The sequence below is a fragment of the Achromobacter sp. FW305-C-30-7 genome (assembly GCF_058783105.1).
This window is the reverse complement of record NZ_JBYSYI010000005.1, coordinates 165,038-183,263: the sequence shown is the minus strand read 5'-3', so window position 1 is coordinate 183,263 and position 18,226 is coordinate 165,038. Positions and strand designations below refer to the sequence as shown.

General features: G+C 66.4%; 16 protein-coding genes. 13 read left to right on the top strand and 3 right to left on the bottom strand.

Going from position 1 to position 18,226, the window contains the following annotated elements; all coding sequences use genetic code 11:
- Position 1 precedes the first annotated feature (1 nt).
- On the top strand, positions 2 to 382 hold the full coding sequence (locus tag AC3WOB_RS17740; protein WP_013390883.1) for a MerR family transcriptional regulator: 381 nt from the start codon (positions 2 to 4) through the stop codon (positions 380 to 382).
- A gap of 10 nt (positions 383 to 392) precedes the next feature.
- Positions 393 to 725 (top strand): YnfA family protein, encoded by a 333-nt coding sequence (locus AC3WOB_RS17735; RefSeq protein WP_013390882.1) that lies wholly within the window; start codon positions 393 to 395, stop codon positions 723 to 725.
- Positions 726 to 829: 104 nt separating this feature from the next.
- Here the strand turns inward: AC3WOB_RS17735 and AC3WOB_RS17730 are convergent, their stop codons facing one another.
- Together AC3WOB_RS17730 and AC3WOB_RS17725 are read right to left on the bottom strand one after the other, a co-directional pair.
- Positions 830 to 1,801 carry a Bug family tripartite tricarboxylate transporter substrate binding protein gene (locus AC3WOB_RS17730; RefSeq protein WP_492275755.1) on the bottom strand — a complete coding sequence of 324 codons (972 nt, stop codon included), beginning with the start codon at positions 1,799 to 1,801 and terminating at the stop codon, positions 830 to 832.
- A gap of 58 nt (positions 1,802 to 1,859) precedes the next feature.
- Complete coding sequence (locus tag AC3WOB_RS17725) at positions 1,860 to 3,035, bottom strand: M20 aminoacylase family protein (RefSeq protein WP_492275754.1); 1,176 nt, start codon at positions 3,033 to 3,035, stop codon at positions 1,860 to 1,862.
- 246 nt (positions 3,036 to 3,281) lie between these two features.
- Here AC3WOB_RS17725 and AC3WOB_RS17720 point away from each other — a divergent pair, with 246 nt between their 5' ends.
- From AC3WOB_RS17720 to trxB, 11 genes are all read left to right on the top strand, one after another.
- Entirely contained in the window at positions 3,282 to 4,460 is a 1,179-nt protein-coding gene (locus tag AC3WOB_RS17720; protein ID WP_207473911.1) for an isovaleryl-CoA dehydrogenase, read from the top strand.
- 10 nt (positions 4,461 to 4,470) lie between these two features.
- Complete coding sequence (aceK, locus tag AC3WOB_RS17715) at positions 4,471 to 6,327, top strand: bifunctional isocitrate dehydrogenase kinase/phosphatase (RefSeq protein WP_492275753.1); 1,857 nt, start codon at positions 4,471 to 4,473, stop codon at positions 6,325 to 6,327.
- A gap of 35 nt (positions 6,328 to 6,362) precedes the next feature.
- Positions 6,363 to 7,544, top strand: coding sequence for an acetyl-CoA C-acetyltransferase (locus AC3WOB_RS17710; protein ID WP_492275752.1), 1,182 nt, complete (start codon positions 6,363 to 6,365; stop codon positions 7,542 to 7,544).
- A 225-nt stretch (positions 7,545 to 7,769) separates the two neighbouring features.
- Complete coding sequence (locus AC3WOB_RS17705; protein ID WP_013390876.1) at positions 7,770 to 9,377, top strand: carboxyl transferase domain-containing protein; 1,608 nt, start codon at positions 7,770 to 7,772, stop codon at positions 9,375 to 9,377.
- 56 nt (positions 9,378 to 9,433) lie between these two features.
- Positions 9,434 to 11,458, top strand: coding sequence for an acetyl/propionyl/methylcrotonyl-CoA carboxylase subunit alpha (locus AC3WOB_RS17700; RefSeq protein WP_492275751.1), 2,025 nt, complete (start codon positions 9,434 to 9,436; stop codon positions 11,456 to 11,458).
- Positions 11,459 to 11,542: 84 nt separating this feature from the next.
- Positions 11,543 to 11,962: a VOC family protein gene (locus AC3WOB_RS17695; RefSeq protein WP_013390874.1), complete on the top strand. Its 420-nt coding sequence runs from the start codon at positions 11,543 to 11,545 to the stop codon at positions 11,960 to 11,962.
- Positions 11,963 to 12,095: 133 nt separating this feature from the next.
- The gene (locus tag AC3WOB_RS17690) at positions 12,096 to 13,208 is read left to right on the top strand and encodes a hypothetical protein (protein ID WP_492275750.1); all 1,113 of its coding nucleotides are present in this window, start codon (positions 12,096 to 12,098) and stop codon (positions 13,206 to 13,208) included.
- A 35-nt stretch (positions 13,209 to 13,243) separates the two neighbouring features.
- Complete coding sequence (locus AC3WOB_RS17685; RefSeq protein WP_492275749.1) at positions 13,244 to 13,822, top strand: UGSC family (seleno)protein; 579 nt, start codon at positions 13,244 to 13,246, stop codon at positions 13,820 to 13,822.
- 67 nt (positions 13,823 to 13,889) lie between these two features.
- Positions 13,890 to 15,122, top strand: a complete 1,233-nt coding sequence (locus AC3WOB_RS17680) for a CaiB/BaiF CoA transferase family protein (RefSeq protein WP_492275748.1) — start codon at positions 13,890 to 13,892, stop codon at positions 15,120 to 15,122.
- Between the two features lie 42 nt (positions 15,123 to 15,164).
- Complete coding sequence (locus AC3WOB_RS17675; protein WP_492275747.1) at positions 15,165 to 16,181, top strand: Bug family tripartite tricarboxylate transporter substrate binding protein; 1,017 nt, start codon at positions 15,165 to 15,167, stop codon at positions 16,179 to 16,181.
- On the top strand, positions 16,178 to 17,143 hold the full coding sequence (gene trxB / locus AC3WOB_RS17670) for a thioredoxin-disulfide reductase (RefSeq protein WP_013390869.1): 966 nt from the start codon (positions 16,178 to 16,180) through the stop codon (positions 17,141 to 17,143). The genes AC3WOB_RS17675 and trxB overlap by 4 nt, the downstream gene beginning before the upstream one ends.
- Positions 17,144 to 17,154: 11 nt before the next feature.
- On the opposite strand, the gene AC3WOB_RS17665 is transcribed toward trxB, so the two are convergent.
- Entirely contained in the window at positions 17,155 to 18,096 is a 942-nt protein-coding gene (locus tag AC3WOB_RS17665) for a LysR family transcriptional regulator (protein ID WP_013390868.1), read from the bottom strand.
- Between the last annotated feature and the right edge of the window lie 130 nt (positions 18,097 to 18,226).

Sequence of the window (18,226 nt, the reverse complement as noted above, 5' to 3'; positions counted from 1 at the left end):
CATGTCCCCGTCAACCTGGACTATCTCAGAGCTCTCCCGCGAGTTCGACGTCACGCCCCGCACGATCCGCTTCTATGAAGACCAGGGGATCGTCAGCCCGGCGCGCGAAGGGCGCAACCGCATCTTCGGGCCGCGCGACCGCACGCGCCTGAAGCTGGCCCTGCGCGGCAAGCGCCTGGGCCTGCAATTGTCCGAGATCCTGACCCTGATCGACATGTATGACGGGCCGGGCGACACCGAGGTCCAGCTGCGCCAATACTTGAGCGTACTGGAACAGCACCGCAGCACCCTGGAACAGCAGCGCCGCGACATCGAGGATACCCTGCACGAAATTTCGCAGCAGGAACAGCAATGCCGCGATCTGCTCGCGCAGAAGCCCTAGGAACGTGGGCGTGGGCGCTTTGCAAACCCTTGCGCTGTTCATCCTGACGGCGCTGGCCGAGATCATCGGCTGCTATCTTCCTTACCTGTGGCTGCGCAAGGGCCACTCCATCTGGCTGCTCGCGCCCGCGGCGGCCAGCCTGGCGCTGTTTGCCTGGCTGCTGACGCTGCACCCCACGGCTTCGGGCCGCGTCTATGCGGCGTATGGCGGCGTGTACATCGGCATGGCGCTGCTGTGGCTGTGGGCCGTGGACGGCGTGCGCCCCAGCACGAGCGACTGGCTGGGCGTGGGCCTGTGCCTGGCTGGCATGCTGGTCATCATGTTCGGACCGCGCAGCGCGTAGGCCGCGGCGCGTCCAAGAAAGGCGCCGCGAAACGCCGCGGCCTTGGGACGGCTAAAAAAAACGCGCGTACCCCAGAGGGTCGCGCGTTTCTTGTTGGACAAGGCTTACTCAGCCTTGATATTGCCTTCCTTGATGACCCGCGCATTGTTCGCGAATTCCGCTTGCACCTGCTTGGCGAACGCGTCACCCACGGCCGTGCCCGGCTGCAGGTAGGACTTGGCCAGCAAGTCCTGGAACTCGGCGCTGGCGACGGCCTTGGCCAAGGCGGCCTGTAGCTGCTGCGCAACCGTGGCCGGCAGATTGGCGGGCGCGAACACGCCGAAGTTCGAGTAGTACTGCGCCTGCGGCATCTTCAGTTCGGCCATGGTGGGCACGTCCGGCCAGGCGGCCAGGCGTTCGGGCGCCATCACGGCCAGGGGCTTGAGCGCGCCGTTGGCAACGTGCGGCAGCACCACATCGCTGTTGACCACCAGCAGTTCGACCACGCCGCCCAGGCCGTCGGTCAGCGCCTGGCTGTTGCCGCGGTAGGGCACGTGCAACATCTTGGTGCCGGTCTGGGCCGTGACGGCCGACATGCCGATGTGGGCCACGGTGCCCTGGCCCGGCGTGCCGTAGCGCACGCCGTCCGGGTGCGACTTGGCATAGTCGATCAGGCCGGCGAAGTCCTTCACCGGCAGCGCCTTGGTGGCGACAATGGCGACGGGCGCCACGGCCACGCTGGCCACCGGCGTCAGGTCCTTCATCGGGTCGTAGTTGGTCTTGGCCAAATGCGGGAAGATCGTCAGCGGGCTGGTGGAGGCCAGCAGCAGGGTAGTGCCGTCCGGCTGCGCGCGCGCCACGAAGTCGGTGCCCACGGACGCGCCCGCGCCCGGCTTGTTCTCGACGATCACGGTTACGTTGCTTTCCTTGCGCAGCACGTCGCCCAGGCGGCGTCCGATCGCGTCGGCGCTGCCGCCGGCGGTGTAGGGCACCACCAGCGTGACGGGCTTGGCCGGCCAGTTCTGCGCCATCGCGCCGCTGGCCATGATTGCCAAGGCCGCCCCCGCGGCCTTGATCAGCAATGTCTTCTTTTTCATATCGTCCTAGTAATGTTGCGTGGCACTGCGTCAGATAAAACGAAAAGCATGAAGCACATCAGGCCAGATAGCGTTGCGCCAAGCGTACCCAGTACGACGCGCCAGCCGGAATCAGGGAATCGTTGAAGTCATAGCTGGCGTTGTGCAGCATGCAGGGCCCCAGGCCATGGCCCACCATGCGGTGCTCGCCGTCGCCGTTGCCCAGGAACACGTAGCAGCCAGGCTTTTCCTGCAGCAGGAAGGCAAAATCCTCGGAAGCCATGGCCGGCTCGATCACCAATGCCTTGTCCTGGCCCACCACCTCGCGCATGACTTCCATGCAGAACTCGGTCTCGGCCACGGTGTTCACCAGCGCCGGGTAGCGGCGCTCGAAGAACACGTCGGCCTCGCAGCCGTGCGCGGCCGCGATGTTGCCGGCGATCTCGTTCATGCGGCGTTCGATCAGGTCGACCACGTCGGTGCTGTAGGCCCGCACCGAGCCGCCCAGCCAGGCGCTATTGGGAATGACGTTGATCACGCTGCCGCCGGCCTGCACCTGGGTGATCGACAGCACGGCGGCGTCCAGCGGACGCTTGCTGCGCGTAAGAATGGTCTGCAGGGACTGGCCGATGGCGAACAGCGCGGGCACCGGATCGCTGCAATCCTGCGGCGCGGCGGCATGGCCGCCCTTGCCGCGGACGGTGATCTTGAAGCCGTTGGCGGCCGCCATCATCGGACCGGCACAGACGCCGATGGATCCGGCGGGCAGCCCCGGCCAGTTGTGCAGGCCAAACACGGCTTCGCAGGGGAAGCGTTCGAACAGGCCGTCCTGGATCATGGCGCGGCCGCCAGCACCGCCTTCCTCGGCCGGCTGGAAGCACAGGTAAACGGTGCCGTCGAAGCCGCCTTCGGCCTGCAGGTGGCGCGCGGCGGCCAGCAGCATGGCGGTGTGGCCGTCGTGGCCGCAGCCGTGCATCTTGCCGTCATGGCGCGAACGATGGTCGAACTGGTTCTCTTCCTGCATGGGCAGCGCATCCATGTCGGCGCGCAGCATGATGGCGCGATCCGACGCGCCGCGCTTGATCACGCCGACCACCCCGGTCTTGGCGATGCCGGTGTGGGTCTCGATGCCCCAGCCGCGCAGCGTGTCCGCCACCACCTTGGCCGTGCGGTGCTCTTCGTAGCAAAGCTCCGGATGCATGTGGATGTCACGCCGCAGCGCCACAATTTCGTCCAGATTGGTCAGTTCGAGCACGGCAAACTCCATCGCAATAATTCAGGATTCAAGGATCGGCTGGAATCTTACCCAGGGCCGCTCCCCCGGTAACACGCAATTACCTAGGGATAACCCGACTCCAATTTACGTTTACGTAAACGTAATATTTGCGGTGCATCATTGCCTAGCGATGGCCGATCGGCGCATCATGAGCCACGCGCGGCAATCCGGCGCCGGAGCCAGGCGCCCACAAAATAGTAAGTACCTACTATCACGGAGACAGCGATGAACCTTCCCGGCCTGAACTTCGACCTGGGCGAAGATCTGGACATGCTGCGCGACGCGGTGCGCAATTTCGCGCAGGCCGAGATCGCGCCGCGCGCCGCAGAAGTGGACCGCAGCGACCAGTTCCCCATGGACCTCTGGCGCAAATTCGGCGAGCTCGGCGTGCTGGGCATGACGGCCGATGAGGAATACGGCGGCGCAAAAATGGGCTATCTGGCCCACATGATCGTGATGGAGGAAATCTCCCGCGCCAGCGCCTCGGTCGGCCTGTCCTACGGCGCGCACTCCAATTTGTGCGTGAACCAGATCAACCGCAACGGCACTGCGGCCCAGAAGGCCAAGTACCTGCCCAAGCTGATTTCCGGCGAACACGTGGGCGCGCTGGCCATGAGCGAGCCGGGCGCCGGTTCCGACGTGGTCAGCATGAAGCTGCGCGCCGACAAGAAGGGCGACCGCTACGTGCTGAACGGCACCAAGATGTGGATCACCAACGGCCCCGACGCCGACACCCTGGTGGTCTACGCCAAGACCGACCCCGAAGCCCACCAGCGCGGCATCACCGCCTTCCTGGTCGAAAAGGGTTTCAAGGGCTTTTCCGTGGCGCAGAAACTGGACAAGCTGGGCATGCGCGGCAGCCACACCGGCGAACTGGTGTTCCAGGACTGCGAAATTCCCGAAGAGAACGTGCTGGGCCAGGTCAACGGCGGCGTCAAGGTGCTGATGAGCGGCCTGGACTACGAACGCGCGGTGCTGTCCGGCGGCCCGGTGGGCATCATGCAGGCCGTGATGGACGTGGTCGTCCCCTATATCCATGACCGCAAGCAGTTCGGCCAGGCCATCGGCGAATTCCAACTCATCCAGGGCAAGGTCGCCGATCTGTACACCACGTTGCAGGCCAGCCGCGCCTTCTGCTACCAGGTCGGCAAGAACCTGGACCGCCTGGGCGCCGAGCACGTGCGCCAGGTACGCAAGGACTGCGCCGCGCTGATCCTGTACACCGCCGAAAAAGCCACCTGGATGGCGGGCGAGGGCGTGCAGATCCTGGGCGGCAACGGCTACATCAACGAATACCCGGTGGGCCGCCTGTGGCGCGACGCCAAGCTGTACGAGATCGGCGCCGGCACCAGCGAAATCCGCCGCATGCTGATCGGCCGCGAACTGTTCAACGAAACCGCCTGAGCGCGCCTCCATGATCCGCATGTCCGACGTCCAGCACATCGAACAGGCGCCCGCGCCGGGTCCTTCGCCGCTGGACGTCGCGCGGCTGATCCTGGCGGGCTTCGACCGCCACTACGCGCTGTTCCGCTACAGCGCCCAGCGCGCCAAGGCGCTGTTCGAATCCGGCGACTGGCACGGCATCCAGCGCCTGTCGCGCGAGCGCATCGAGTACTACGACATGCGGGTGCGCGAATGCGCCACCCAGCTGGAAGGCGTGCTGCGCGGCCGCCCGGAAGGCGCGGTAGGCGCCAATGGCAGCGCAGCCCCCACCCTGAGCGACGAGCAAACCGCGTTCTGGCAGCAGATCAAGCAGGAGTTCGTCGGACTGCTGGGCGAGCACCGCCAGCCCGAATGCGCCGAGACCTTCTTCAACTCGGTCTCCTGCCGCATCCTGCACCGTGACTATTTCCACAACGCCTTCCTGTTCGTCCGCCCGGCCATCGCCACCGATTACCTGGACAGCAGCATCCCCTCGTACCGGGTCTACTACCCGGCCACGGACGGGTTAGAGAAAAGCCTGATCCGCATGGTGGCGGACTTCGGTCTGGCGCTGCCCTTTGAAGACCTGCCGCGCGACACGCGGCTGCTAGCGCGCGCCGCGGTCAAGCAACTGCGCGCGACACTGCCGCGCCACGTCGGCCGCCGCATCGCCAGCGACTGCCAGATCCACGCGCTGGGCTCGCTGTTCTTCCGCAACAAGGGCGCCTACATCGTCGGCCGCCTGATCAACCAGGGCACGGTATATCCCTTCGCCGTGGCGCTGATGCGCAACCCGGCGGGCCAGGTCGTGCTGGACGCGCTGCTCTTGGGCGCCGACGACCTGAGCACGCTGTTCAGCTTCACCCGCGCCTACTTCCTGGTGGACATGGAAACGCCGGCCGCGGTGGTGAACTTCCTGTCCAGCCTGCTGCCGCGCAAGCCCAAGGCCGAGCTCTACACCATGATCGGCCTGCAGAAGCAGGGCAAGACGCTGTTCTACCGCGACTTCCTGCATCACTTGGCCCATTCGCGCGATGCCTTCGACATCGCGCCCGGCATCAAGGGCATGGTGATGTGCGTGTTCACGCTGCCGTCCTATCCCTACGTGTTCAAACTCATCAAGGACCGCATCGACAAGGACGGCATGGACCATGCCACCGTGCGCCGCAAGTACCAGATGGTGAAGCTGCACGACCGCGTCGGCCGCATGGCCGACACCTGGGAATACTCGCAGGTGGCGCTGCCGCGCGCGCGCTTCGCGCCGGCGCTGCTGGAAGAACTGCGCCGGCTGGTACCCAGCCTGATAGAGGAAACCGGCGACACGGTGGTCATCCGCCATGTCTACATCGAACGGCGCATGACACCCTTGAACATCTATCTGCGCCAGGCTTCGGACGCGCTGCTGGACCCGGCCGTGCGCGAATACGGGGACGCCATCCGGCAGCTGGCCGCGGCGAATATCTTCCCCGGGGACATGCTCTACAAGAACTTCGGCGTCACGCGCCTGGGCCGCGTCGTTTTCTACGATTACGACGAAATCCAGCGCATGACCGAAATGAATTTCCGGCGCATTCCGCCCGCTCCCAACGAAGAGGCGGAACTGGCTTCCGAGCCCTGGTACGCCATTGGTCCGAATGACGTCTTCCCCGAAGAATTCGGACGCTTCCTGCTAGGCGACCCGCGCGTGCGCGGCGCCTTCATGCGTCACCATGCCGAGCTGCTGGAACCGGACTGGTGGCAGGCCTGCCGCACCCATGTGGCGCAAGGCCGGATTGAAGAATTTTTCCCTTACGATACGGACAGACGCCTGCGTCCGGAATGCCCTCCAGGCGACCACGCGGCCTCGTAACCCCAGAGCTGTCCCGACCCTCACAGGAGCTAGCCATGTCAGATCCCATCGTCATCGTTTCCGTTGCCCGCACGCCCATGGGCGGCATGCTGGGCGCCTTGTCCGGCCTGGCCGCGCACGAGCTGGGCTCGATCGCCATCAAGGCCGCCGTCGAACGCGCCGGCATCAAGCCCGAGCAAGTCGAAGAAGTCATCATGGGCAACGTGCTGCAAGCCGGCCAGGGCCAGGCCCCGGCGCGCCAGGCCGCGCTGGGCGCGGGCCTGCCGCTGGGCGTGGCTTGCACCACCATCCACAAGGTGTGCGGGTCGGGCCTGAAGGCCGCCATGTTCGGCCATGACCTGCTGGCCGCGGGCAGCGCCAATATCGTCGTCGCCGGCGGCCAGGAAAGCATGAGCAATGCTCCCTACCTGCTGCTCAAGGGCCGCCAGGGCTACCGTTACGGTCACAACACCGTGTATGACCACATGGCGCTGGACGGCCTGGAAGACGCCTACGACAAGGGCAAGGCCATGGGCGTGTTCGCCGAGGACTGCGCCTCCAAATACTCCTTCACCCGCGAACAGCAGGACGCGTTCTCGCTGGAATCGCTGCGCCGCGCCCGCGCCGCGTCGGAAGACGGCAGCTTCAAGTGGGAAATCGCCCCCGTGACCGTCGCCGGCCGCAAGGGCGACACCGTGATCGACACCGACGAGGCCCCCACCAAGGCTATGCCGGAAAAAATCCCGACCCTCAAGCCCGCCTTCAAGAAGGACGGCACTGTCACCGCCGCCAACTCGTCGTCGATCTCCGACGGCGCGGCCGCCATGGTGCTGATGCGCGCATCCACCGCCGAGAAGCTCGGCGTCAAGCCGCTGGCCCGCATCGTCGCCCACAGCCAGCACTCGCAAGAGCCGAACTGGTTCACCACCGCCCCCGTGGGCGCGCTGAAGAACCTGTTCGCCAAGACCGGCTGGAAGGCCGAGGACGTGGACCTCTACGAAATCAACGAAGCCTTCGCGGTGGTCACCATGGCCGCCATGGCCGACTTCAAGCTGCCGCACGAAAAGGTCAACGTCCACGGCGGCGCCACCGCCCTGGGCCATCCGATCGGTGCCTCCGGCGCCCGCCTGATGGCCACCCTGGTCGGCGCGCTGCGCAAGACCGGCGGCAAGCGCGGCGTGGCCACGCTGTGCATCGGCGGCGGCGAAGCCGTCGCGATGGCCATTGAAATGATCTGACGCAACGCCGGGAGGCTTCGGCCTCCCGGCTTTCGATGGATTCCGCTGCGCCTTTTTTGCATGGCGTCGTAGCGCGACGGGTCGGTCGCGCGCCGTGCAGGAAAGGCGCAACGAAATCCCTCTTCGATACCGATAGCCTATAAGCATGCCCGGCCCACCGGGCAGCGAGACAAACCGCTCCACGAGCGCCTTCAAATTTCCAACAAGCAGGACGGGTGGAACCCCATGCCCATCATCGAATCCCGCATCAATCCGCGGTCGCAGGACTACACCGACAATGCGCAGGCCATGCAGGCGCAGCTGGATGATCTGGACCAGCAACTGGCCCATACCGCGCTGGGCGGCAGCGAAGCCGCGCGCGCCAAGCACGTGGCGCGCGGCAAGCTGCTGCCGCGCGACCGCGTTGAACACCTGATCGATCCGGGCACGCCGTTCCTGGAACTGTCGCCGATGGCGGCGCACGGCATGTACGGCGGCGAAGCCCCCGGCGCCGGCGTCATCACCGGCATCGGCCGCGTGGCCGGCACTGAATGCGTGATCGTCTGCAACGATGCCACGGTCAAGGGCGGCACCTACTACCCGATGACGGTCAAGAAGCATCTGCGCGCGCAGGAAATCGCCGCGCAGAACCATCTGCCCTGCGTCTACCTGGTGGATTCGGGCGGCGCCAACCTGCCGCAGCAGGACGAGGTATTCCCCGACCGCGAACACTTCGGCCGCATCTTCTACAACCAGGCGCAAATGTCCGCGCAAGGCATTTCGCAGATCGCCGTAGTGATGGGCTCCTGCACCGCCGGCGGCGCCTACGTGCCCGCCATGAGCGACGAGTCCATCATCGTCAAGAACCAGGGCACCATCTTCCTGGGCGGCCCGCCGCTGGTAAAGGCCGCCACCGGCGAAGAGGTCAGCGCCGAAGACCTGGGCGGCGGCGACGTGCACACGCGCCTGTCCGGCGTGGTGGACCATCTAGCCGCCAACGACATGCACGCGCTGCAACTGGCACGCAACGCCGTCGCGCGCCTGAACCGCAAGAAGCCGCAGCCGCTGGCCACCATCCCGGTACGCGAGCCGCGCTACGACCCGAGCGAACTGAACGGCATCATCCCTGCCGACACGCGCAAGCCCTATGACGTGCGCGAAGTCATCGCGCGCATCGTCGACGGCTCCGAGTTCGACGAGTTCAAGGCGCGTTTCGGCCCCACGCTGGTCACCGGCTTCGCACACATCCAAGGCATGCCCGTAGGCATCGTGGCCAACAACGGCATCCTGTTCTCGGAGTCCGCGCAAAAGGGCGCGCACTTCATCGAACTGTGCGCGCAGCGCAAGATCCCGCTGGTGTTCCTGCAGAACATCACCGGCTTCATGGTCGGCCGCAAGTACGAAAACGAAGGCATCGCCCGCCACGGCGCCAAGATGGTGACGGCGGTGGCCACCGCCAACGTGCCCAAGTTCACCGTGCTGATCGGCGGTTCGTTCGGCGCCGGCAACTACGGCATGTGCGGCCGAGCCTATTCGCCGCGCATGCTGTTCATGTGGCCCAACGCCCGCATCTCGGTCATGGGTGGCGAACAGGCCGCCAGCGTCTTGGCCACGGTCAAGCGCGACGGTATCGAGGCTCGCGGCGGCCAATGGTCCGCCGACGAGGAAACCGCCTTCAAGACGCCCATCCGCGAACAGTACGAACGCGAAGGCCATCCCTACTACGCCACCGCGCGGCTGTGGGACGACGGCATCATCGCGCCGGCCGACACGCGGCGCGTGCTGGGGCTGGCCTTGTCGGCGGCCTTGAACGCGCCCATCGAGGACACCAAGTTCGGCGTGTTCCGCATGTAGGGCGGCATGGCCGACCCCATTGCAGCCCAAGAATAATTTCAGCCTGGATGACATCCATGTTCGACACTTTGCTGATTGCCAACCGCGGTGAAATCGCCTGCCGCGTGGCCGCCACCGCCCGCCGCATGGGCATCCGCACCGTGGCGGTGTATTCCGACGCCGACGCCAACGCCCGCCACGTCGCCGCCTGCGACCAGGCCGTGTACATCGGCGGCTCGGAGCCGCGTGCCAGCTACCTGCGCGCCGACGCCATCCTGCAAGCCGCGCGCGATACCGGCGCGGGCGCCATCCACCCCGGCTATGGTTTCCTGTCGGAAAACGAAGCCTTCGCCGAAGCCGCCGAAAAGGCCGGCATCGCCTTCGTCGGACCGCCGGCCTCCGCCATCGCCGCCATGGGCAGCAAGTCCGCCGCCAAGTCGCTGATGGAAAAAGCCGGCGTGCCGCTGGTGCCGGGTTACCACGGCGACAACCAGGACCCGCAATTCCTCAAGACCCAGGCCGACGCCATCGGCTACCCCGTGCTGATCAAGGCCAGCGCCGGCGGCGGCGGCAAGGGCATGCGCGTGGTCGAATCGTCGGGCGCGTTCCTCGACGCATTGGCTTCCTGCCAGCGCGAGGCCGCATCCAGCTTTGGCGACGACCGCGTGCTGATCGAACGCTATCTGCAGAAGCCGCGCCACATTGAAATCCAGGTATTCGCCGACACGCACGGCAACTGCGTCTACCTGTTCGAACGCGATTGCTCGGTGCAGCGCCGCCACCAGAAGGTGATCGAGGAAGCCCCGGCCCCCGGCATGACTGAAGAGCGCCGCCGCGCCATGGGCGAAGCCGCCGTGGCCGCCGCGCGCGCCGTGGGCTACGTGGGCGCGGGCACGGTGGAGTTCATTGCCGAGCCCGACGGCCGTTTCTATTTCATGGAAATGAACACGCGCCTGCAGGTCGAACACCCGGTCACCGAAATGATCACCGGCCACGACCTGGTCGAATGGCAGTTGCGCGTGGCCGCCGGCCAGCCGCTGCCGGCGCGCCAGGAAGACCTGCGCATCCAGGGCCACGCCATCGAGGCCCGCATCTACGCCGAAAACCCCGAGAAGGGCTTCCTGCCGTCCATCGGCACCCTGGCCTACCTAGGCCTGCCGGCGCACACCGCGTTCGCCAACGGCGACATCCGGGTCGACGGCGGCGTGCGCATGGGCGACACCATCACGCCGTTCTACGACCCCATGATCGCCAAGCTGATCGTGCACGGCGCCGACCGCGACCAGGCCCGCGCCCGCATGCTGCAAGCGTTGGCCCAGACGCAGGCCGTGGGCGTGCAGACCAACGTGGCCTTCCTGTCCCGCCTGATGCAGGACAGCGCCTTCGCTGCGGCGGACCTGGACACCGGCCTCATCGAACGCCAGCGCGCCACGCTGCTGCCCGAACTCCAAGCCGCCAGTCCTGCCACGCTGGCCCTGGCCTGCGCCGCCGTGCTGGTGCGCCAAGGCCTGGCGCAGCCGGGCGTCACCAGCGGCAAGCACCCTGCCGATCCCTGGGACGCGCGCGACGGCTGGCGCCTGGGCAACCGCTATCAACGGCATCTGCAATGGGTCGACAACGGCGAAACCCGCCGCGTCACCGTCGCCCGCCAGGGCGGCGCCTGGACGCTGGATTCCGGCGCGGGTCCGCAAGCCTTCCTGTGGCGCGCCCACGCCAGCGCCAACCCCAACCTGGCCTATGGCCTGCGCATCACGCTGGACGGCCATGAAAGCGCCGGCACCGTCGTGCTGCACGCCGACCGCGCCCACGTCTTCGGCGAAGCCGGCGTACACGTGCTGGACCTGTACGATCCGCTGGCGCATTCGCAGGACACGCAGGGCGAACACGGCGGCGGCCTCACGGCTCCCATGCCCGGCAAGATCATCTCGATCTCGGTCAAGGCCGGCGACACCGTGGAAAAGGGCCAGCCGCTGCTGGTGATGGAAGCCATGAAGATGGAGCACACCATTTCCGCGCCCGCCGACGGCAAGGTCTCGGAAGTGTTCTACGGCGTGGGCGATCAGGTGACGGAAGGGGCCGAGCTGGTCGCCATCGGCGAGTAGCCAAGCGCGCCGTAACAAAATCGTCACCCGCCTCGCCGCCTGCGGGTTCATCATGGGCGCTCCTGCTTATCCACGGGAGTACCCATGATGAGTTCAATGCCATCCGAACAGGCGGCGCCCCGCCTGTTTCCAACCCTGCGCTGCCGCGACGCGGAGGCGATGATCCGCTGGCTTACCGGCGTGGTGGGCTTCACCGAACATGCCGTCTACCGCGACGACGGCACTGTGCAGCATGCGGAACTGGCCTACGGCAGCTCCCTCCTGATGCTGGGCCCGGACCGCGACGACGCCCATGGCAAGCTGGTCGGCGATCTGCAAGGACGCCGCACCGACGCGCTGTACCTGGCCGTGGACGATCCGGACGCCCTGCACGCGCAGGTCCAGGCCAGCGGCGCCACCATCGAAACCCCGCCTTATGACACCGCCTACGGCAGCCGCGAATTCGCCTGCCGCGATCCGGAAGGCAATCTGTGGAGCTTCGGGACGTATTGGCCGAAGGTGTAGCGGCAGCGCGCGCCCGCCCCATTCATTTATGCATTTTTCGCAATCATTTATCGAAATAGATTGTCCTTGTTATAAATAAGCAAGGACTCCTATCCTCCTCGTAACGTCATTCGACAGCCACGAGGAGATTCTGATGAGTGCGGTTCTGCAAGCGAAGGCATCGCCGGCAAACATGGTGCCGGCCGGCGTGGACCTGGTGGAGTACTACTACGAGCGCGGCTTCACGGACGGCCTGCCCGTCGTGCCGCCGACCCAGGAAAAGATCGACGAGATCGTGGCCCGGCTGGGCGGTGATGCCCACTTCGTCGAAGCGCGGGTGGCGCCGCGTTGGGGCGAGCTGACGCGCGAAGTGCTGGCCATCAACATGGTGATGGCCGGCTGCAAGCCCGAGTACGCTCCGGTGGTGCTGGCAGCGGTAAAGGCCGTGACCGACCAGGCTTTCAACCTGAATGGCGTGCAAGCCACCACGCACGTGGCCGCGCCGCTGCTGGTTGTGAACGGGCCGATAGCGCGCGAAATCGGCATGAACGGCGGCGTCAACGCGTTTGGCTCCGGCAATCGCGCCAACGCCACCATCGGCCGGGCGCTGCGCCTGATCATGCTCAACGTGGGCGGCGGCTGGCCGGGAGACCTGGACAAGAGCACGCTGGGGCACCCCGGCAAATACACCTACTGCGTCTGCGAAAACGAACTGCAAAGTCCGCTGGCGCCGTATCACGTGGAACACGGCTACAAGGCCGAAGACTCCACCGTCTTCGCGATGGCTGCCGAAGCCCCGCACAGCGTCACCAACCACATCTCGAACGACCCCGAAGGCATCCTCGACACCATGTGCTCGGCCATGAGCACCATCGCGTCCAACAGCGCGGTGCTGGGCGGCCATATCGCGGTGGTGCTGGGCCTGGAACACGCGCAGACCATCGGCAAGCACGGCTGGTCGCGCGCCGACGTGCGCAACTACCTGTACGTCAATCACGGCAACCGCTTCATCGACCTGGCTTATGGCCACCGCTACGGCAAGGTCTACAACCGCAATCTGCCCAAGTACTACAAGCGCAACGACGACACCCGCATTCCCATCGTGCATAGCCCGGAGCACATCCATCTGTTCGTGATGGGCGGCGAGGCCGGCCGCTTTTCCGTGCTGATACCCGGCTGGGGGCATATGAGCACGCCGGTGCTGCGATCGATCGAAGGAGCAAGCGCCGATAGCGGCGACTGCACCAGCGGCGCCTGCGCCATCTGACGCGTCATCCGGATACGACAACCAGGAGATTGGAAATGCTGATGAACAACGGGGAAAAAATCGCGGTGTACGACCCGCGCGGCGCGCTGCGCTTCGAAGATGTGCCGGTATCGGCGCGCAAGAAAAACCTGGCCGGGTTGCGGCTGGGCATACTCGACAACTCCAAATGGAACGCCAACAAGCTGCTGCGCGGCGCGGCGGCGGCCTTGGGCGAGGACATCGCGTTCGCCGAGGTGAACTACTACGTCAAGCACAGCTTCTCCAAGGATGCTGCGCCCGAGCTGATCGAACGCATCGCGGCCGAGAACGACGTGGTGCTGACCGCCATCGGCGATTGCGGCTCCTGCTGCTCGGCCTGCGTGCGCGACTCCATCGCGCTGGAGCGGCTGGGCGTTCCTAGCGCAGTCATCATCACGACCGAGTTCGCCCGCGAGACGGAGCTGACGCGTCAGGCCATCGGCATGAAGGCGCTGGAGCCCGTCGTGATCGCGCACCCGGTCAGCTCCATCACCGCAGAGGAGGTCGCGCAGCGCGTCGTCCAGATCAAGGAACAGGCCCAGCAAGTGTGGCTGGGCACGAAGGCGCCAATGCAGGTCCGCGTAGAGCTGCAATAACAGCGGCCGCCGAGGTGGCGTCTTAGGCGCCGCAGCCGACGGCGCGGCGACAACGGGAGACAGAACGATGGGCGCACTATCGCATTTGCGAGTGCTGGACCTTTCGCGCGTGCTGGCGGGCCCCTGGGCCAGCCAGCTGCTCGCGGATCTGGGCGCGGAGGTCATCAAGATCGAGCGGCCCGGCCAGGGTGATGACACGCGCGGCTGGGGCCCGCCATGGATCAGTGATCCGCAATGGGGCGACGTGGCGCAGTCGGCCTATTTCGCTGGCGCCAACCGCAACAAGAAGTCCGTGGCCGTCGACATCGCCACGCCCGATGGCCAGCGGCTGGTGGCGACCCTGGCCGCGCAATGCGACGTACTGATCGAGAACTTCAAGGTGGGTGGTCTGCAGGCCTATGGCCTGGACTACGACACGCTCAAGCGCAGCCATCCCGGGCTGGTGTATTGCTCCATCACCGGCTTCGGTCAGGACGGGCCCTACGCCAACCGGCCGGGCTATGACTTCCTGATTCAGGGCATGGGCGGCCTGATGAGCATCACCGGCCGAGGCGACGGCCAGCCTGGCGCCGGACCCTTGAAGGTCGGCGTGGCGCTGACCGACATCCTGACGGGCTTGTACGCCACCGCGGGCATACAGGCCGCCCTGGCGCATCGCGACCGCACGGGCCAGGGGCAGCACGTCGACGTGGCGCTGCTGGACGTGCAGGTGGCCGCGCTGGCGAACCAGGCCATGAACTTCCTGGCCAGCGGCTGCGAACCCGCGCGCCTGGGCAACGCCCACCCCAACATCGTGCCGTACCAGGACTTTGCCACCCGCGACGGCCACGTCATCGTCACCGTGGGCAACGACGCGCAATTCCGCCGCTTCTGCGGCGCCATCGGCCGCCCCGACCTGGCGGACGATCCTCGCTACGCCACCAACACGGCGCGGCTGACCGCGCGCGACACGCTGATTCCGCAGATCCAGGCGCAGATGGCGGAACAGCCCAGCGCGCACTGGCTGACCACGCTTGAAACGCTGGGCGTGCCTTGCGGCCCCATCAACGGCCTGGCGGAAGTATTCGCCGATCCGCAAGTCCTGCAACGCGGCATGCGCGTGCCCATGCCCGACGCGCGACCTGGCGGCGCCGAACTGGTCGGCAACCCCTTGCATCTATCGGGCACGCCTGTGGAGTATCGCAGCGCGCCTCCTGTACTGGGCGCCCATACGGAACCGGTCCTGCGCGACATGCTGGGACTGGCGCCAGATGCGCTCGCCGAACTGCGGCGCAACGGCGCGATCGCCGCCGCAACCTGAGTAGCTGTGCCTTACACAAGAATGAGACTAGGGAGACAAACCATGGAACCATGCATTCTGGCGCAGGACCCCTCAAACCCCCTCAGGCGCCGCCTGTTGATCGGAGCCGCGGGCGCAACACTGGGTACGCTTTGCGGCGGCGCCAGGGCGCTGGCCGCCTCCGACTACCCGTCCAAGCCGCTGCGCGTCGTCATTCCCTATCCGCCCGGCGGTCCCACCGACATCGTGGGCCGCATCGTCGCGGCGACCTTGGCCGACAAGCTGGGGCAATCGGTCGTCATCGACAACCGGCCCGGCGCCAGCGGCATGATAGGCGCCGACGCCGTGGCCAAGGCAGCGCCGGATGGCTACATGCTGCTCATCAATGTCTCGGGCCAGCTGGTCAACCCGGCGCTCTACGCCAACATGTCGCATGATCCGCTCAAGGATTTCCGCGGCATCACCAATCTGGCCTCGACGCCCATCCAGCTGGTGATCAGCGCCAATTCACCGGTGCGCTCCGTTGCTGACCTGATCGCCCTGGTGCGCTCGCAACCCGGCCGCCACAACTTCGCGTCATCCAGCAACGGCACGCCTGGACACCTGGCTGGCGAGGTGTTCAAGGCGGCCGCCAAGCTCGACGTCACGCATATCCCCTACAAGGGCAGCGCGCCGGCGCTGACCGATGTGATTGGCGGCCAGGTCACCTACATGCTGGACTCGATGCCCTCGTCCATCAGCCTCGTCAAGGGCGGAAAACTGCGCGCGCTAGCGGTCACCTCGGACCAACGCGTGGCCGCGTTGCCGGACGTGCCGACCTTCGCCGAACTGGGTTATCCCAGCGTCAACCTGACCACCTGGTACGGTATGTGGGCGCCGGCGCAAACGCCGCCGGAACTGGTCGCACGCATCTACCAGCAAGTGAATGCGGTATTGCAGCGGCCCGACGTGCGGGCGCGCCTGGCCGACGCGCAGGCCATGCCCGTGGGCGATACGCCGGAACACTTCGACGCCTATTGCCGTTCCGAAGCGCAGCGCTATGCCGAGATCGTGCGGCTGGCGGGGATCCGGCTGCAATGAGCGCCGCCGACTCCCACCGCCATGCGCGGCTGCTCATTCTCGGCTCCGGACCGGCCGGCTATGCCGCCGCGGTCTACGCCGCCCGCGCCAACCTGAAGCCGGTGCTGATCGCGGGCATGGCTCAGGGAGGCCAGCTCATGACCACGACCGAAGTCGACAACTGGCCCGCCGACGTGCACGGCGTGCAGGGACCTGACCTGATGCAGCGATTCCAGGACCATGCGCTGCGCTTCGGCACCGAAGTCATCGCCGACCACGTGCAGAGCGTGGACCTGTCGCGGCGCCCCTTCACCCTGCGTGGCGAACGCGCGACCTATACCTGCGATGCCTTGATCGTGGCAACCGGCGCAGTCGCGCGCTATCTGGGCCTGGATTCCGAGCAGGCCTACATGGGCCGGGGCGTATCCGGCTGCGCCACCTGCGACGGCTTCTTCCACCGCGGCCGCGACGTATGCGTGGTGGGCGGCGGCAATACGGCGATCGAGGAAGCGCTGTACTTGTCGAACATCGCCCGATCCGTAACCCTCATCCACAGGCGCGGCGCCTTCCGCGCCGAGGCCATCATGCTGGACAAACTCAAGGCCAAGGTCGAACAAGGCCTGATCCGGTTGAAGCTGGACAGTGTGTTGGATGAGGTGCTGGGCGACGCAGGCGGCGTGACGGGGGTGCGTGTCCGACGCCTGGCCGATGGAAGCTGTGTGGATCTGGAGGTGAGCGGATGCTTTATCGCCATCGGCCATCGTCCCAGCACGGAGTTGTTCGAAGGCCAGCTTGCGCTGGAGGACGGCTATATCGTGACGCAAGCTGGACGCAAGGGACTCGCCACCATGACCAGCATAGGCGGGGTGTTCGCCGCTGGCGACGTACAGGACACGGTGTACCGGCAGGCCATCACCAGCGCCGGCAGCGGCTGCATGGCGGCGCTTGACGCGCAGCGCTTTCTGGAACGGTCGGCGGTCTGAGGCCGGTTGGTCTAGGCACCACTACGGCGGCCGCGGCGCGCGGGCGCAACGACCTGCACCCAGTCGCTGCGCAACTGCGCCAGGAAGCCGCTGGCGCTGGGAGTCAGGCCGCGCTCCTTGAGGAACACCACACCGATGGCCTGGCTCAACGCGGGCTTGGTCAACGGCCGCGCCACCAGGTCCGCACTCAACGCGGCCGGCACCGCGCCACCAGGCACGATGGCGATGCCTACGCCGGCCCATACGCATTGCATCACGGTGGCGAACTGGCTGACCGTGACCGCGTGCCGCAGTTGCACGCCGGCAATCGACGCATGGCTGTCGATCAGGCGGCGCGTCTGCGCCTCGCGCGGCAGTGAGACCAGCGCATACGGCGCCAGCTGCTCAAGCGTCACGCCAGTCTGCGTGGACAGCGGATGCTTGCGCGGCATCACCACATGAAAAGCCTCGCGGCCCAGCGACACCACCGAGAAATCCCCAGGCACTTCGTCGATATAGGTGATCCCCATGTCGGCCACGCCGCTGCGCACGTCGTCCAGCACCGTGCCGTGCACGCCCTCGCGGATCTGCAATTCGATGCGAGGCCGCGATTCTCGATAGCGGGCGACGATGCCGGGCAACTGCGTGTAGGCCACCGACATCACCGCCGACACGATGCTGCGGCCCCGCTGCTCGTCGGAGATCTCGCGCATGTTCTCGTAGGAAATGCGCAGATCGGACAGCATGCGGTTCGCCAGCGATACGAACTCCTGGCCCGCCGGCGTGGTTTCAACGCGGCGGGTGGAACGATGGAACAGCTCGACGCCCAAGGCCTTCTCCACCCGCTGCACCGTGCGCGTGAGCGCGGGTTGCGAGATATTCAGCGTCAGCGCGGCGGCGACGAAACTGCCGCATTCGGCGACAGTGCTGATCGCCTGCAATTCGCGCGAACTCAGGTCGGGAAGCGTGGCCATGGGTGGGTTTCCCTGTACGGGTCGATTTATGCAGGAATCGGAATTATAGATTTCACGCATCCGCCTTGTGCATGAATGAGAGCCGCCGTCTTCCGGGACAGACTGGCTTTCCGAAACCCGTCTGCAGGGA

Excerpts from the sequence above, each read along its gene's own strand:
- AC3WOB_RS17740 (WP_013390883.1), top strand. The coding sequence starts at position 2 with ATGTCCCCGTCAACCTGGACTATCTCAGAGCTCTCCCGCGAGTTCGAC.
- AC3WOB_RS17730 (WP_492275755.1), bottom strand. The coding sequence starts at position 1,801 with ATGAAAAAGAAGACATTGCTGATCAAGGCCGCGGGGGCGGCCTTGGCA.
- AC3WOB_RS17720 (WP_207473911.1), top strand. The coding sequence starts at position 3,282 with ATGAACCTTCCCGGCCTGAACTTCGACCTGGGCGAAGATCTGGACATG.
- aceK (WP_492275753.1), top strand. The coding sequence starts at position 4,471 with ATGATCCGCATGTCCGACGTCCAGCACATCGAACAGGCGCCCGCGCCG.
- AC3WOB_RS17710 (WP_492275752.1), top strand. The coding sequence starts at position 6,363 with ATGTCAGATCCCATCGTCATCGTTTCCGTTGCCCGCACGCCCATGGGC.
- AC3WOB_RS17705 (WP_013390876.1), top strand. The coding sequence starts at position 7,770 with ATGCCCATCATCGAATCCCGCATCAATCCGCGGTCGCAGGACTACACC.
- AC3WOB_RS17700 (WP_492275751.1), top strand. The coding sequence starts at position 9,434 with ATGTTCGACACTTTGCTGATTGCCAACCGCGGTGAAATCGCCTGCCGC.
- AC3WOB_RS17695 (WP_013390874.1), top strand. The coding sequence starts at position 11,543 with ATGATGAGTTCAATGCCATCCGAACAGGCGGCGCCCCGCCTGTTTCCA.
- AC3WOB_RS17690 (WP_492275750.1), top strand. The coding sequence starts at position 12,096 with ATGAGTGCGGTTCTGCAAGCGAAGGCATCGCCGGCAAACATGGTGCCG.
- AC3WOB_RS17685 (WP_492275749.1), top strand. The coding sequence starts at position 13,244 with ATGCTGATGAACAACGGGGAAAAAATCGCGGTGTACGACCCGCGCGGC.
- AC3WOB_RS17680 (WP_492275748.1), top strand. The coding sequence starts at position 13,890 with ATGGGCGCACTATCGCATTTGCGAGTGCTGGACCTTTCGCGCGTGCTG.
- AC3WOB_RS17675 (WP_492275747.1), top strand. The coding sequence starts at position 15,165 with ATGGAACCATGCATTCTGGCGCAGGACCCCTCAAACCCCCTCAGGCGC.
- trxB (WP_013390869.1), top strand. The coding sequence starts at position 16,178 with ATGAGCGCCGCCGACTCCCACCGCCATGCGCGGCTGCTCATTCTCGGC.
- AC3WOB_RS17665 (WP_013390868.1), bottom strand. The coding sequence starts at position 18,096 with ATGGCCACGCTTCCCGACCTGAGTTCGCGCGAATTGCAGGCGATCAGC.